The organism is Pseudomonadota bacterium (assembly GCA_013285465.1).
Taxonomy (GTDB): Bacteria; Pseudomonadota; Alphaproteobacteria; order Micavibrionales; family CSBR16-224; genus CSBR16-224.
Window position 1 is genome coordinate 939,102 of sequence record CP053449.1, and the last position, 14,999, is coordinate 954,100.

Below are 14,999 nucleotides of genomic sequence, written 5' to 3' on the forward strand. Positions count from 1 at the left end.
TACCAAAGACTCCGCCCGTTCCAGGGCGGAGTTTCTTTGTCGGGTCCCATCTTTCCGATACGAGGTTGTTGCTACGTTGTGAAAAAGGGTGGTATTGACCAAAATGATATGGTAACTTTGCCGTTCTTTACAAAAAACGGGACGGAAATTTTTCATGTCACAGCTTCGCAACAGCTTTAACAAACGCAGCAGCCGTATGAGCGAATGGTCGGCCGTTGAATTTGAAGCGGGCTTACTGGAAACCGTGCGGGAAAACAAAAGCGGTGCAATCCGCCAATATATTACCGAAGTCAATGCGCGGCTGCGCAAATCCACCCAAAAGGAAAAACAGCATTACCGGATGATCCTGCGTGAAGGTGCCATGCTGGCCCAGTATCTGGGGCATGCCTATCTGTCACGCACGCTGGGGCAGGTTGCGGCGGCAAATGGCGCACGTGGCGGTCTGGTGCGTCCGAATGCGGGAAAATCGCTGAAAACGCTTTCCGGGATGTTGGGTGCCATTGAAACGGGCAATCTGCTGAAAACGCAGCAAAGCTATCACAGTTTGCCGGCGATGGATCAACAGGACGCGGCGGATAAAGGGCTGGCACTGGCCTGCCGCTACGGGCAGAGTGCTGCCGTCAGCTTCTTTCTGGAGAAAGGCGCAAAGCTGCAATATGACCAGCAGGATATTCTGGCATGGACGGCGGGCGAGGGACGTATCGACCTGCTGAAAAAATTCGAGGACAAAGGCAAAGACGCTTTCGATAAAAACGCGGCATTGCTGGCAACAATCACCGGCAGCGGTAACAAACAGGACCGTTTTGATGCCATGCGCTGGTTGGTGGAACAGGGCGCGGATATCCACACCCGCAGAGGTTTACCGCTGTTTCTGGCGGTGACGGGCGACCAAAAAGACATGGCGGATTATCTGCTGGCGCAGGGGGCTGACCTTGATACCGCCTATGAAACGGGCTGGGCGGATGTGAAAAGAAGTTATGAGCGCGACAGTGCCGCGGCCAAATTCGCGCCCTATTGGGATGTTTATGCCCGTAAATATCAGGAAGATTATGACCGTTTGGTTGGCGATAAGCCGGATATCGACGTGCTGCGCGGTTTTGTGGATGAAAAAAGCGGTATGACAGGTCTGGGGCTGGCAGTGCGTGCAGGAAAACTGGAACAGGTGCTGGAGCATTTATGCGAAACGGGGGCGAAGCTGGATGTGCATGATATTGACAGGATCGGCGGCGCCGCGCGAAACGGTCTGAAATTACTGGAACGGCGCGATCAATTTGAAGCCGTCTTCAATGCAAAGCTGTGGATGCATAATCCGAAAGCCGTTGAAGAATTGCACGGCAAGCTGGAGGATGAATCGCAGGAACGGATTTCCGTCAAAGCATTGCAGGCGGAAATTCGCAACAGACATATGCGTAATTTCGTGCGCAACAGAAAAAAACCGTCACGGTAACGCCGCGTTACGGAGCCGATAAAAAGGCCGGGCCCAGAATGGTCACAAACAGGGCGGGCAGGAAAAACAAAATCATCGGGACGGTCAGTTTCGGCGGCAGGGATGCCGCTTTTTGTTCGGCTGCCGCCATGCGCAATTCCCGCAGCTCATCCGACAATACACGCACAGCCTTGGAGACCGATGTCCCGTATTGTTCTGCCTGCATCATGGCCGTGGCAAAAGACTTGGCGGAGCCGCTGCCGACCCGCGTCGCAAAACCTTTAAAAGCGGCTTTGCGGTCGCTCAGCAGTCCCAGTTCCGCACTCAGCAGCCCCATCTCTTCCGCCAGAACCTCTGACAGCGGAGCGACTTCCTCGGAAATCTTGCTGATGGCGCCTTCAATCCCGATACCGCCCTGCACGCAAATCAAAATCATATCCAGCGCATCGGGGAAGGTAATGGAGATTTCCTGCTGGCGCTTATCGGCCATGTTTTTGATCAGGATACGCGGCAGAAAGAATCCGAAAATTGCGAGGCCGAAAATAATAATGAATTGCAGGCTTTGCTTGATTTCCTTATCGGCGGCAGCCATAAAAAAAATGGCAAGACTGCTAAAGACGACCGGCAGCAGAATACGTGATACAAGATATTTCAGCGGTGCGGAAGGTGTGCGAATGCCCGCTTGCAAGAGCAGGTTACGCGCCTGCTGGCTGGCATTACCGGCCAATTGCTGTACGCGGTAAAAAGCCGCGATGCTTTGCGCGGCCGTATGATGGTCCAGCTTATTCCCTTTGCTGCTGGCCTGTTCGCGCATCGTGTTATACAGGCTGCGGCGGCGCTGTTCGACAACATCTTGATAATGCTTTTTCTTTTCGGAATTTCTGAGCAGCGGCATGGCAATCGCCAAAAAAGTCAGAAACGCCCCCATCGCGCTGACGATGGTCAAAAGCAGGGTTTTATCAATCGGTATAAAATCAAACATTTGCGTGGCTTTTATATCTTAAAGTTGATCATTTGTTTCATAATGAAGACACCGATGCTCATCCAGATACAAGCGCCTGTTACCATGATTTTCCCTTTGGGAATGGTGAACAGCTTCATAATATATTCCGGATTAACAAGGTAAAGACCGGTGGCGACAACCAGCGGCAGACAGCCGATAATCATTGCCGAGGCCTTGGCCTCGGATGACAGCGCCTGCACTTTCCGCTGCAGGCGGAACCGTGCACGGATGACGCCGGACAGATTGGTCAGAACCTCGCTGAGGCTGCTTCCCGTTTCACTCTGGATCTGGATGGCGGTGGCAAACATTTGCATTTCGGTCAGCGGCATACGCTCCGCGGCGCGGGAGGCGGCTTCTCCCATCGGAATACCGACCTTCTGGTCATCATACATATGGGACATTTCCAGCCCCAGCGGCCCGCCGAATTCCTTGGCAGCCATCGAAATGGCTTCACTGACGGGCATACCGGCCTGCAGCATACGGACAATGGCATCCAGCGCATCCGCAAAATCCTCCAGAAATTGTTTCTGGCGGCGCTTGGCTTTGAATTTCAGGAAAAAGCGCGGCATACCGAAAAAGGCGGTGAACAACAGCAGCGATTTGACCAGCCCCGACCATGACGTCAGCGAAATCAACCCGTAGAAAGAGGCGGCAAAAATAAGCGAATACAGATAAAATTTCCAAAGCGGCGTGTCAAAACCCGCTTGCTGGATCAGGAATTTCAGCGAGCCTTCGCGCTTCTTTTTCTCTTTCAGGTTTTCTTCACTGGATTCTTTCAGCTTTTTGGCGATTTCCGCGCGCTGCTGTGCCAGTTTCTTGTCCTTGCTGTCGCGCGGCCCGGCACCGCCGCTGCGTCCCGTGACAATCGAATACATATGGCGCTTCTTGTCCTGAATGCGTCCGATGATGACGGCAATCACGATACCGACAGTCATCACGAGTATCATTGCAAGAATGGCAGGGCTGATAACCATTATTGATAGGCCTCTTCCATGGCTTTCAGGACTTTTTCTTCCAGATTGAACTCGCGTGCGCGCTCATACATGATCGGACGCAATCCTGTTGATTTTTGCGTACCGATAATACGGCCGAATTCGTCATCGCCTTCATACTGGAATTTGAACAGATCCTGCATGGTGATGACTTCGCCCTCCATGCCGGTAATCTCGCTGACATGGGTAACCTTCCGCGAACCGTCGCGCAGACGCTGCACCTGAATGATGACATTGACGGCAGAGGCAATCTGCTCCCGCACGGCAGCCTGCGGCAGGTTCAGCCCGCCCATGGCGATCATGTTCTCCATACGGGTGACGGCCTCGCGCGGGTTGTTGGCGTGCACCGTTCCCATTGAACCGTCGTGACCGGTATTCATGGCCTGCAACAGGTCAAAGGCTTCCGGGCCACGCACCTCACCGACGATAATACGGTCGGGGCGCATACGCAGACAGTTCCGGACAAGGTCACGCATCGTCACTTCACCCACACCCTCCAAGTTAGGCGGGCGGGTTTCAAGGCGCACGACATGGGGCTGCTGCAATTGCAGCTCCGCCGCATCCTCACAGGTGATGACGCGCTCATCCTTGCGGATATAATTGGTCAGACAGTTCAGCATGGTGGTTTTACCACTACCCGTACCGCCGGAAATCAGGATATTGGCACGGCATTCGCCGATCACCTTCAGCATTTCCGCGCAAGAAGGTGTCATGGCGCCGAAATCCAGCAGCTTGTCCAGCGTCAGCTTTTCTTTCGTAAATTTACGAATGGTCATAGAGGCGCCGTCAATGGCCAGCGGCGGGATAATGACGTTCACACGCGAGCCGTCCGGCAGACGCGCATCACAAATCGGGCTGGATTCATCAACGCGGCGGCCGATAATGCCGACAACCCGCTGTGCGATGGTCAAAAGATGCTGGTCATCGCGGAATTCGATATTGGCGCGCTGGATTTTTCCGTTCAGCTCGATATAGATGACCTTCGGGCCGTTAATCATGATATCGGCAACGCCGTCCATTTCCAGCAGTTCTTCCAGCGGGCCAAAGCCCAGCATATCATCGGCGGCTTCCTTGGCGATCTGTGCCAGCTCCGCCGGTGTCAGGTCAAGGGAGCGGAACTGTCCGATCTCGTTCACGGCGGAGAGAATTTCCTCCCGCGCCGCTTCCGTATCCATGCGGGCGAGGGACTTCAGATCAATCCCGTCGCGCAAATCCGCCCAGATACGCTTATGCGCACGTTCAATACGCGGATTTGTCCGCACGGTCGACGTATGTTCATCCGGCTCGTCTGCGGCGGGGGCATTATCCCCTTTTTTCGGTAAGTCGCTTTTTTTCTTCGGCGGCGGCGCTTCGGTCTGTTTGGCCGGCGGTGCCTTTTTCGGTTGTTCTTCCGTCTTCGGCGGCGGCGCTGTTTCTGCGGCGCTATCTTCGGCGTTTTGCAGCGCCATAATCGTGTCTTCCAATGACGGCTGTTCTTCCGCAGCATCATCTTTTTCATCTGCAGGCGGTGAGGGCGGCGCCTCTTTCTTTACAGGCGGTGCCTCCGCTTCCTTTTTTTCGGCAGGTTTTTTCTCGTCCGTTTCCTTTTTCGGAGCGGCGTCCTTTTTCTTCTTATCCTTGTCCGACTTTTTTCCAAACATGGGCAATCCGTTCCGTTATGATTTCAAGATTTTGGACAGAAACCCTTCTTTTTTGCCCTTTTCGCCTTTTTCCGTAGAGGCTTTGGCATCAGGGACGAGCGTTTTTGCAAAATCAATAAACGGTTTCATAAGCTTTTCGGCGGCTTTGTCGCGGCTGATTTCTTTTTCCTGCGCCTCATTGCCGATAAATAATTTCAGATCATGGGGCAGGGTGAGGCTGACATCATATTCCAGCAGATTTTTGATTTCTTTTGCGGGCACTTCCAGCCCTTTGGCGCAGCCTTCCATATTGACGACCAGAAGCGGTTTTTTTCCATCCTCGTCTTTTTGGTCACCGCGCAGCTCTTTTAACAGCGTGCGGCAGTTCCGCAAAGCCGGCAGCAGCGGCGTTGTCACGATAATGGTATGATGCGCCTTTTTCAGCGCCAGCCGCTGGATGTGATGTTCCGCCGCCGACAGATCAAGCACCACAACCGGATAAGTCTTCATAAAATAATCGAGCATATTTTCGAAACCGGCCTCGTCGCAGGAGGTTTCAAAAAGCGGGTCGCCACCGGTGGGCAACAGGGTCAGCAAATCAGAATTCTTGCTCAGCAGGCGTTTGATATCGTCTTCCGTACCGCCCTGCACCTGGCGCGCCGCCTCGGCAAGCGTGGTTGTCACTTCGGCACCGAAGGGAATAACAAGCGTTCCCCAGCCGCCGGAACCGTCCAAAAGCAGGGTTTTCTGTCCGAGTTTGTCAGCCAGAACCGATCCCAGCATATGGGCGACGGTTGTCGTACCGACACCGCCTTTACTGCCGATCACCGTAATCAGGCTGCTGTCGCTTAATCCTTTTTTATCCAGCAAAATCTGCGCCGTGACTTCGGCCAGCTCGTCTTTTTTGACGGGCGCGACCAGATAATCACGCACCCCCATGCTGACAAGGCGGCGGTAAAGCTCGACATCGTTTTTCGGGCCGATGATAATGGCTTCCGTGCCTTCGACGCAGTTTTCAGCCAAAGCCTCCAACTTGTCGATAAAGCCGTCGCCGATATCATCGGTTTCAATGATGACCAGATCGGGGGAGACATGCTGTTCGTAATCAGTGGTGGCATTATCAATGCCGCCCTCGACAACGCGCACGGCCACACGGGCATAGCGCCAGTCCTGCACCAGTGCATTGGCGGCATCAACCGTCTTCTTGTTCAACCCGTAAACATCTACACGTGCGGCGGGCAGTAAAACTGCGGTATGGTCGGACATTCTTTCCTCTTAGTCTCCGATATCGCTTGAGCTAAGCCCTTCAAGCGGTTCGTTCGGTACACCTGTTCTGTAATTTTGCTGCATATCGCCTTCGCGGGCAGCATCGCCGCGCGGCAACCCGCTGCGTCCTTTCAGGTCGCGCGGATCGCTGATCATGCGGCTGAGATAGGTTTCGGTCTCGCAGCCGATTTTGTAATCCCGGATTTTGTCGCCGCCTTCCGCGCCGTAATAGCCGGGGATGCGTTCCGGCCCGCAACCATCGGGAGCGGAAAGTTTCCACGCATTGTAATTCACAACAAGGTCAGCGGTCTTTTTGCCGTGATTGGGCAGGGGAACCATTTCAACCCGCGTATTCTCAATACCGTATTTCTCGAACAGGTAAAGATAATCTTCACCGGCATGGCGCGCCTGATGCGCCAGCTTTTTATCGCCTTCCTGATAACGCATTTGCAGGGTAATACCGCCTTCGCCGCGTTTGGCGTAATCGGCAGCCACGGCGCGGACAATATTTTCATCTGCCGGCATTTCGGTCGAGATAACGGTATTACGCGCATGTTGCTGCATGCGCATTTTTACAGGATAAATCTGGGTTTCAACAACAGGCTCGTAGAATTGACAGCCCGACAAAGCCAGTGCGGACAGCATCATGCCGCTTAACACGGGCAAAAGGCGCAGTTTTCGTTTTCCTGTCATGGCGTATCCCCTTTAATCAATCATATATCCGAAACGCTGTCCCGCAAGCATCTTTTCGGGCACGCTTTCCTTACCGTAGGTGCGGCGCAGATCAAACAGCAGCGCTTTTTCCAGCGGTGTTTCCTGATCGGCGGGCGCTTCGTGAATATCGGCCTGTTTTTCTGCGAAAGGCTCAACCAAAATCGGCGAGATCACGATCAACAGCTCTGTTTCACTGCGCTGGAAGGCGCGTGATTTAAACAGCTCGCCCAGTACCGGAATATTGCCGATACCCGGCATCTGGTTTAAGGCATTGGTGGTGTCGGACTGGATCAATCCGGCAATCATCAGACTGCCGCCGCTGCCCATTTCAACAGTTGTCTGTGCGCGGCGCACCTGAAAGCCGGGGATTTCAATCCCTGCCAGAGACAATCCTTCCTGCGGCGCCAATGTCGAAACTTCCGTGGACAGCAGCAGGCTGATGCGGTCATTGGACATCACTGTCGGGCGGAAGTTCAGCGAGACACCGAAGGGGTGGAATTCAATCACAAGGTTGCCGTTCTGGTCGCGGGAAACGGGGACGGGAAATTCACCGCCGGCAAGGAAACCGGCCTCTTCACCGGAAATGGCCGTCAGGTTCGGCTCGGCCAGCGTATTGGCAAAGCCGTCACGTTCCAGCGCACGCAGGGTCAGGTTCAAAGGACCAAAGCCGAGGCCGTCGGACAGGAACAGCGTCCCGACACCGAAAGGCGCGGTGGCGGATTCCGGCAGACCGATGCCGCTGGTGCCGTTCAGGTTCAATATATTTCCGGCGGCGTTGTTGACCAGCCCGTTATCCAATGCGGCGGCATTCAGGCTGTAATCCGTTTCAACACCCAGTTCGCGCAGGGCGGTGCGGTTGACTTCGACGATTTTGACACGCAACAGAACCTGTCTTTCGCCTTCAATCACCATCATATCGACCAGCGCCTGATTACGGTCCAGACGGAAACGTCCGGCCAGATCACGCACCTGTGCCGCGGTATTGGCGTTTGAAACGCTGCCGCCCAGCACGATGTCGGTACCGACGGTACGGACGCTGATTTTCTCATTGGGGAAGAATTCCGTAATGGTTTCCTGCAATGTTTCCTGATTAACGCGGACATGAACCTGAATTTCCGCCAGCAGATTGCCGTTTTCGTCAAAGGTCAGAATATTGGTGTCACCAATGCTTTGCCCGACGATATACAGGCGGTTGGTGCGCAAAACGCCGACATCCGCAACAGAGGGGTTGGCAACCAGCACATCGGCGATATCATAAGGAAGATTGACGGTTTTGGCCTTGCCGATTTCAAGATGAACCGATTGGCGCGTCAAACTGCGCGCCGTTTCTGCGGAGAACATGATTGCGGCGGCCAAGGCGCATATCAGCACGATGGACACAGAGCGTATGCCCCAAGATCGTTTCAGTCCTGCCTTCATTTTTTCCCCCACTTTCCATGTTTTCTGTAACACGGCATTTTATCCTGTTCAGCAGTTTTCATTCTTCGGTTACGGTCCTGTTCTGACAGGAACATCCCGCACGTCGCGGCCATTATAAACACGAATGGTTCCCGTTTGCACAGATTGTCTTTGCCAAATTTTGACCAGCTCCTGCGCCAGATTACTGATACCGACATCGGTAATCAGCTTTTGTTTTTCTTCCGGAGAGGCCAGCGTGGTATCACCCAGCTTGCGCAGCGCCAGACTAAGATCGCCCATTTTATCGGCCAGCGCCAGCACTTCCGCACCTTCGCGCGTCACTTCCAGCGTCACGGTTTTGCCGGGCTTCGAGGCTTTGTCGCTATCGGCTTTTTCTTCGGTGCGCTGGTCAACGGCCAGAACGCGAATATTCTCCAAAACCGTCTGGCTGGCGTCGCGCAGGACGGTACCTTCCGCGGCATCTTCAATTTCGCCGCGCAGGCGGATGCCATAGGTCACGATCACATCAACGAAATCACCAGGACGGACAAGACCGCCGACAGAGCTTTCCGCGCGGACGCGGATGCTGTAGGCGCGCATATTTTCTTCCAGAGAGGCCGCAACAAAACTGCCTGACTGGGACTCTTCAAGGATGGCGTTCTGTGTGACCGGCTCGCCTTTTTCAATGACGCGGCGGACGATCTGGCCGTAAACATCAATATCCTGATCTTCCTTTTCCGGGTCTTTTTCAATCGCGCCGGTGAAAACGCCGTCTTTCGGCCATTTTTTCCATTCCGTGTCTTCCTCGGACAAGCGCTTGCCAATGGCGATATGCTTGTTGGCGACAAGGATACGCGTCATGTCGATGGGGGCGGCTGTGCCGCTGTCGTCCTTTTTCATGCCTGATTGTACAACCAGAGCAACGATAACGGAGGCGAACACGGCGCCAAGAATAATCAAAACGACATTTTTATTCATTTTAAAGCACCCGGGGTCATAAAGACGAAAAAGTGAATATTTTCAATTGTAAGGCGGGAAGACTTAATAGTCCTTCTATCCATTCTGCCACAAACGCGTCAAAGGGTCAAAACCTAATTAACAGGCGCAAAAGGCGTGATGAAGACGGCAGTCAGCAATCCCGTCTGTAAAAATGCGGCAACGGCACCCAGAAAAATCGCAACGCCATAGGGCAGGGCGTTTTTTCCGGCCGCCAATGCGGCAACCCAGCTTTTTTCACCGCAGCGCGGGGCAAGTGCTTTCGCGATACGGCTGTTGCGTCCGGCAATGGCGATAAAGGCCAGAATACCGCCGGCAAAACTCATCACCAGTAAAAAGGCCGGCAATCCGCCAAGCCCCGTCCATAAGGCCAGAGACGAGGCCAGTTTGGAATCTCCGCCGCCGATCACGCCTGCGCCGGTCAGGATAAAGGTAATGACCAGCATCAGAATTCCGGCAAGCGGGGCATGCCACCATGTGCCGAACAGGGCCGCTTCGCGCAAAAAGATCAAATCAACCAGAAAGGCGAAGGCAAAACTGCCGGTGATAATCAGTGACAGCAAATTGGCAATCCGCATGCCGCGCAAATCCGATAAAGCTGCCAGAGCCGCACAAAAAAGCGTGGCGGTAAAAGCCGCTGCCGTCAAAACAGAGAAAATCGTGGTAACCATGTTGATGAAACCGCCGGATTAAAAAGCCTTGGGATTTAACAAGAAACCCGCCTTACATGCTTTGCGAAGCAAAATAAGGCGGGCGTCCTGTTATACTGTTTCAGTACGGGTGGGGGGCTTATTCGCCGCCGCCGCCTGCGCCGGAAAGCGTATCCGTCAGACCTTCAAACAGGCCGACAAGTTCTTCACCGAAGGCAAAGACCACCGCGGCGATGGCAACAGCAATACCTGCTGCGATCAGGCCGTACTCAATAGCCGTTGCGCCGTCTTCGTCCACTTTCCATGTTTTCATTTTTGTCCAAAGTTTAAGCATATTCCTCACTCCTTCTTCTTCACTCAAGTCATTGATACGATTGCTACGTTACTCTTCAGTTTGTGTTGAGGGAACCAGCCGATTGTCTTTATCAGAAGCATGACCCTCTATTATCAGAATACATGTTTTAGATTAATGCAAGGTTAAAAATAGATACAATCCAAGAGGTTATCTCCTATCCCTTTCTCTGTAAAAGAAAAAACATTCAGAAACGGGGCTTTGCGGGCATCCGTTTTTCGTGCGGATTAATTGCGAAACAGCTGGAAAAGGTGCTATAATAGAGTTATATATGTAACTGATTTGAGCATTATGCACGTCTTGTGACTTTAAAAAGGAGAATACAAAAGATGAGTATTGAACCGAAAAAACATGCGCAGAGCGCCTATGACAGCAGAAGCGGCGACGTCGTTTTTGATGCCGGTCTGCAAAATCATATGCGCAGTGTTTACAATGTGATGATGTTCGGACTGGTTGTCACGGGCCTTGCCGCCTATGCCGTGGCGAATATCGAACCGCTTTACAAGGCGGTATTTGAAACGCCGTTGCGTATGGTGGCGCTGTTCGGTCCGCTGCTGTTTATTATGTTCGGCTTTACGCCTGCCCGTATTTCCCGCATGACGGTTTCGGCTGTCCGCATGACTTTTTATATTTTTTCTGCGGCTTTCGGCGTCAGCATGGCCTATATCTTCCATTATTTCTCGGGCGACAGCATTGCACGCGTGTTCTTTATTACATCGGCAATGTTCGCGGGGATCAGCATTTACGGCTATACGACCAAAAAAGACCTGACCCGCATGGGCAGTTTTCTGATAATGGGCGTCTTCGGCTTGATTGCGGCCTCGGTCGTCAATCTGTTCCTGCATTCCCCTGCGGTTCATTTTGCCGTGTCCTTCCTTGGTGTTTTTGTCTTTACCGGATTAACGGCATTTGAAACGCAGCGTATCAAGGAAAGCTATCACAGCGCTTATGCAGAAGATGAGAATGCGAAAATGGCTGTGGTCGGGGCTTTCAGCCTTTACCTGAATTTCGTGATTTTGTTCCAGCATATGCTGCATTTGTTCGGCGGACGTGATTAATCCCCGCCGGATAACGGATTAAAAGAAAAACCCGCGCCAAAAGCGCGGGTTTTTTGCTGGGACGTTTCCGTGCCGTCACTTCCGTTTATGCTGTTTCTTACTGTGCTTGCCTTTATTATCCTTATGGCTGCCATATTTGCCGCCATGCTGTTTGGTCTTGCCGTGATACGCATGTTTCTGCGGGGCGTGATGTGCGGGCGCGGCATGGTGCATTTTATGGAAGAACACATGCAGCACTTGCGCGACCGCCTGATGAATGGCTTTGATCTGCTCATGGCTGATGACCGGCGGCTGATTGTGGGGAGTGTTTCCGGCATTGCCGTTATTGTTACCGCCATTTCCTGCATGACCGTTTCCGGGGTCGGGCGTATTGTTACCGGCATTTCCATTATTATTGCCGTTATTGCCGTTGCCGGGCTGGTTGTTGTGATGATCTTCCAACTTGGCGAAAATTTTCTCCAGCAGGGAAATCACTTTCAACAGGACGGATTTCACACGTTTGTGTTTGTCTTTATGATGGCCATATCCGTGCCCGTTGCCGTGGTCATTATGCCCTTTACCTTTGCCGTGGTTATGGTTGTCATTGTTGCAGGTGTCACCATCGTCGCCGCCATCGCCGCCATCGCCGCCATCGCCGCCATCGCCGCCATCGCCGCTATCGCCGCCGTCACCACCATCGCCGCCGTCACCACCATCTGTCGGCGGCACAGGCAAGTTATTCTCGAAAGTGATATTGGTGCTGTCTGCGGACATCAGGTAATTTTCCTGTCCGGCACCATCGCCGCCGTTCAGCGCTTCCACTTCGTTATTGGTTACACTGATATTGTCGCTGCCATCAACACGGACACCGTCCTGCGCCGCGCCAAAACTGCCTGCACCGTCACCGGAAATCAGATTGTTGTCGATCACGGAATTGGTGACATTGACGAAAACAATACCGCTGCCCATGCTGCCCGCACCGCCGTTTTCACCAAAGATGGCATTATCCTGCACCGTCACATTATTGCTGTTCTGCACATAAACGGCATCCAGTCCGGTACCGAAAGCGCCCGATCCATCGGCAAAGAAAGTGTTATTGTCAACGCTTGCACCATCCACCCCGTCCAGCGCGACGCCATAGCCGCCGGTATTGGTAAAGCTGTTGCCGGAAACGCTATGATTGCTGCCGCCCGTGACGGAAAGCCCCGTAGCGCTGAAACCTTCAAAATAGCTGTTTGTCACGGAAAGCCCGTTAAAGCCGCTTGAAATCACACCTGATGCGCTGCCCGTTCCGTCAAAATGGAAGCCGGTAATCGTCACATTATCGGCATCGACGGTAAAGATCGTGCCACCTGCCGCTATGCCGGACAGGATCGGCGTATCAACGCCGTTGATGGTGGCGGATTTATGAATGACCAGATTTTCGGCATAAACCCCTGCGGCGACATTGACCGTCACCGGCGCATCACCCGTCATATCCAGGCCCTGCTGGATGCTGGCCGTATCGCCCATGACATTGACGGTCGAGGGGGAGAGTGAAATGGCGTTAAATCCGGCAGTATTGCGCAGCGCACCGCCTGCCTCATAGATTTTCCCTGCCAGATTAAGTTCATTTGCCTCAACACCGAACCAGCCTGTTCCCATCGTTATATCATTATTGATATTAACGGTCGGCGCCACCAGCGTCAGATTACCCGTTGTTGTCCCAAAGGCGCTGCTGGACAGATCAACGGCTTCGATAATGCCGATTTCGGTATCCGCCAGCAGACGCACGGAGGCAAGGCTGAGCTGCAGCGCCAGAGACCCCGCATTCAGATAATTGGTATTATCGACGGTGGAGCTGGCGCCGTTATGCACGTAAAGGATCTCGGGATCAATCAGGAAGGTACCCATCGCACCATTTGCCGCGGTCGCGTCGCCGTAACCGTTCAGCAGCAGGCCTTTCTGACCGGAAACCTCGATAAAGCCGCCATTGCCGCTCTCCGCGCCGCCGCGTGCTGCGGCATGGCCGGAAAATTCGGTATAGGTATCAGACCACAGCACGACTGTACCGCCGTCGCCGCTGCGATAGGCATTGCTGCGGATTTCCGCACCGGCTTCCAGCGTGACGCTGTTTGCGCCGCTGATCGTACCGCCCGGTCCCATCACATCGCCGCCGACCAGAACCTTGCCGCCGCCCGTATCGCCGGAGGCATCCAGCACGGTACCGCTCTTGATTGTGATATTCTTGCCGTCAAGGGTGATATCGCCGCCCTTTGTGCCTGCGGCCTGTCCCGTTGCATCCAGATTACCGCCGATAGTCATCGTGCCGCCTGACAGGATAATCTTGCCGCCCGCCGTGCCGACGCTTTGCGCCTGTACAAAACCGTTCATATTGATGACGCTGTCCACCAGACTGCCCGCCGCGCGTGCCGTCATGGCCACGCGTCCGCCATCGGCATTGATTTGGCCGTTATTTTCCACCAATGCGCTTGCCACCGTACCGCCGACGGCGATTTCCACCAGCCTGTCGCCAAACAGGTCAATGGTGACCTGATCGCCTGCGACCATTTCCACGCGTCCCAGCCGTGCCTGAATAACGCCGTTATTGACGCTATTGGGTGCGACCAATGCAACCAGTCCGCCTTCGCGGGCGGTGATGGTACCGTTATTGATGACGCGTCCGCCGGTATCGACATTCTGCAATGTCAGTGTTTGCGATCCGCTCATAACATCGGCGGTGGAAACGCTGCCGGTCGAGGCAACCAGCCCGCCGACATCGACAATGGCACCATTGCCGACGATCACACCATTGGGATCAAGCACCATGACACGGCCATTGGCTTTCAGCGTTCCGAGAATCTGCGTCGGGTCGGCACTGCCGCCTGTGACGCGGTTGACGGCAAGGGAATTCGCATCGGGCTGGAAGAATTCCGTTGTGGCATCCGCGCCGATATTAAAACTGTTCCATTCAATGACGGCGCGGCTGCTGTCCTGCTGAATATTCAGCTGTCCCGCGCCGGGGCTGCTGATTGTGGCGCTGCCGCCGACGACTGTTCCGCCCGTCGGCGTGTCCAGATTGCCGACGGATTGTGCCGAAGCTGTGGTGGCAAAGGCAAACAGCGAAAAGGCGGAGCCGAAAAATCCCGCAACGGCAAAGCGCGAAGCGCTTGTCCAGATACCGTTCAGGGATGTTTTTTTGTCCGTTTTCCGCATTTCGGAAGCCTTCCGCCCTGTTGTTTTTTCTTTTTTATGGCTTTTGATTCGCCCGCAAAAAATGAGAGAGGCGGTTTTTCACGCATCTCTGCACAATTTCCATAATATCAAAACTGCATTAATATAAAGAAAAATTTGGTGATAATTTGTGTAAAATTTTATCTATTCATATAGGGGAGCAGGGCGGGATGTGAGAGTAATTAATGTTCCGCCGTCATGGCGGGATCTTCCGCAGTAAAGATGATGTGTCCGTCAATGACATGAATATCTTTGCCGACGCTGACGCCGTTCATATTGATGGAATTATCCATGATCATTCCGGCGGATTGCACGGTAATCGGTGCGTTTTTA

12 protein-coding genes are annotated in these 14,999 nt (G+C 53.7%); 2 read left to right on the top strand and 10 right to left on the bottom strand.

Annotated elements, in window-relative coordinates; all coding sequences use genetic code 11:
• Window positions 1-154 precede the first annotated feature (154 nt).
• Window positions 155-1,447 (top strand): hypothetical protein, encoded by a 1,293-nt coding sequence (locus HND56_04615; GenBank protein QKK05017.1) that lies wholly within the window; start codon window positions 155-157, stop codon window positions 1,445-1,447.
• 7 nt (window positions 1,448-1,454) lie between these two features.
• Here HND56_04615 and HND56_04620 read toward each other — a convergent pair whose 3' ends face one another.
• The 9 genes from HND56_04620 to HND56_04660 form a co-directional block, all read right to left on the bottom strand.
• Window positions 1,455-2,408 carry a type II secretion system F family protein gene (locus HND56_04620; protein QKK05018.1) on the bottom strand — a complete coding sequence of 318 codons (954 nt, stop codon included), beginning with the start codon at window positions 2,406-2,408 and terminating at the stop codon, window positions 1,455-1,457.
• 11 nt (window positions 2,409-2,419) lie between these two features.
• Window positions 2,420-3,397 carry a type II secretion system F family protein gene (locus HND56_04625; protein QKK06554.1) on the bottom strand — a complete coding sequence of 326 codons (978 nt, stop codon included), beginning with the start codon at window positions 3,395-3,397 and terminating at the stop codon, window positions 2,420-2,422.
• 5 nt (window positions 3,398-3,402) lie between these two features.
• Window positions 3,403-4,869: a Flp pilus assembly complex ATPase component TadA gene (tadA, locus tag HND56_04630; protein QKK06555.1), complete on the bottom strand. Its 1,467-nt coding sequence runs from the start codon at window positions 4,867-4,869 to the stop codon at window positions 3,403-3,405.
• Window positions 4,870-5,076: 207 nt separating this feature from the next.
• The gene (locus HND56_04635; GenBank protein ID QKK05019.1) at window positions 5,077-6,306 is read right to left on the bottom strand and encodes an AAA family ATPase; all 1,230 of its coding nucleotides are present in this window, start codon (window positions 6,304-6,306) and stop codon (window positions 5,077-5,079) included.
• A 9-nt stretch (window positions 6,307-6,315) separates the two neighbouring features.
• Complete coding sequence (locus HND56_04640; GenBank protein QKK05020.1) at window positions 6,316-6,999, bottom strand: hypothetical protein; 684 nt, start codon at window positions 6,997-6,999, stop codon at window positions 6,316-6,318.
• A gap of 12 nt (window positions 7,000-7,011) precedes the next feature.
• Window positions 7,012-8,472: a type II and III secretion system protein family protein gene (locus tag HND56_04645; GenBank protein QKK05021.1), complete on the bottom strand. Its 1,461-nt coding sequence runs from the start codon at window positions 8,470-8,472 to the stop codon at window positions 7,012-7,014.
• Window positions 8,473-8,508: 36 nt separating this feature from the next.
• A complete protein-coding gene (gene cpaB, locus HND56_04650; protein ID QKK05022.1) occupies window positions 8,509-9,396 on the bottom strand; it encodes a Flp pilus assembly protein CpaB in 888 nt (295 codons plus the stop codon).
• A gap of 113 nt (window positions 9,397-9,509) precedes the next feature.
• Window positions 9,510-10,085, bottom strand: a complete 576-nt coding sequence (locus HND56_04655; GenBank protein ID QKK05023.1) for a hypothetical protein — start codon at window positions 10,083-10,085, stop codon at window positions 9,510-9,512.
• A 118-nt stretch (window positions 10,086-10,203) separates the two neighbouring features.
• Window positions 10,204-10,398 (bottom strand): Flp family type IVb pilin, encoded by a 195-nt coding sequence (locus tag HND56_04660; GenBank protein ID QKK05024.1) that lies wholly within the window; start codon window positions 10,396-10,398, stop codon window positions 10,204-10,206.
• Window positions 10,399-10,745: 347 nt separating this feature from the next.
• Between HND56_04660 and HND56_04665 the strand changes: the two genes are divergently transcribed.
• Window positions 10,746-11,474 carry a Bax inhibitor-1/YccA family protein gene (locus HND56_04665; protein QKK05025.1) on the top strand — a complete coding sequence of 243 codons (729 nt, stop codon included), beginning with the start codon at window positions 10,746-10,748 and terminating at the stop codon, window positions 11,472-11,474.
• A gap of 75 nt (window positions 11,475-11,549) precedes the next feature.
• On the opposite strand, the gene HND56_04670 is transcribed toward HND56_04665, so the two are convergent.
• Window positions 11,550-14,648 (bottom strand): filamentous hemagglutinin N-terminal domain-containing protein, encoded by a 3,099-nt coding sequence (locus HND56_04670; GenBank protein ID QKK05026.1) that lies wholly within the window; start codon window positions 14,646-14,648, stop codon window positions 11,550-11,552.
• Between the last annotated feature and the right edge of the window lie 351 nt (window positions 14,649-14,999).

Excerpts from the sequence above, each read along its gene's own strand:
- HND56_04615 (QKK05017.1), top strand. The coding sequence starts at position 155 with ATGTCACAGCTTCGCAACAGCTTTAACAAACGCAGCAGCCGTATGAGC.
- HND56_04620 (QKK05018.1), bottom strand. The coding sequence starts at position 2,408 with ATGTTTGATTTTATACCGATTGATAAAACCCTGCTTTTGACCATCGTC.
- tadA (QKK06555.1), bottom strand. The coding sequence starts at position 4,869 with ATGGCGCTGCAAAACGCCGAAGATAGCGCCGCAGAAACAGCGCCGCCG.
- HND56_04635 (QKK05019.1), bottom strand. The coding sequence starts at position 6,306 with ATGTCCGACCATACCGCAGTTTTACTGCCCGCCGCACGTGTAGATGTT.
- HND56_04640 (QKK05020.1), bottom strand. The coding sequence starts at position 6,999 with ATGACAGGAAAACGAAAACTGCGCCTTTTGCCCGTGTTAAGCGGCATG.
- cpaB (QKK05022.1), bottom strand. The coding sequence starts at position 9,396 with ATGAATAAAAATGTCGTTTTGATTATTCTTGGCGCCGTGTTCGCCTCC.
- HND56_04655 (QKK05023.1), bottom strand. The coding sequence starts at position 10,085 with ATGGTTACCACGATTTTCTCTGTTTTGACGGCAGCGGCTTTTACCGCC.
- HND56_04660 (QKK05024.1), bottom strand. The coding sequence starts at position 10,398 with ATGCTTAAACTTTGGACAAAAATGAAAACATGGAAAGTGGACGAAGAC.
- HND56_04665 (QKK05025.1), top strand. The coding sequence starts at position 10,746 with ATGAGTATTGAACCGAAAAAACATGCGCAGAGCGCCTATGACAGCAGA.
- HND56_04670 (QKK05026.1), bottom strand. The coding sequence starts at position 14,648 with ATGCGGAAAACGGACAAAAAAACATCCCTGAACGGTATCTGGACAAGC.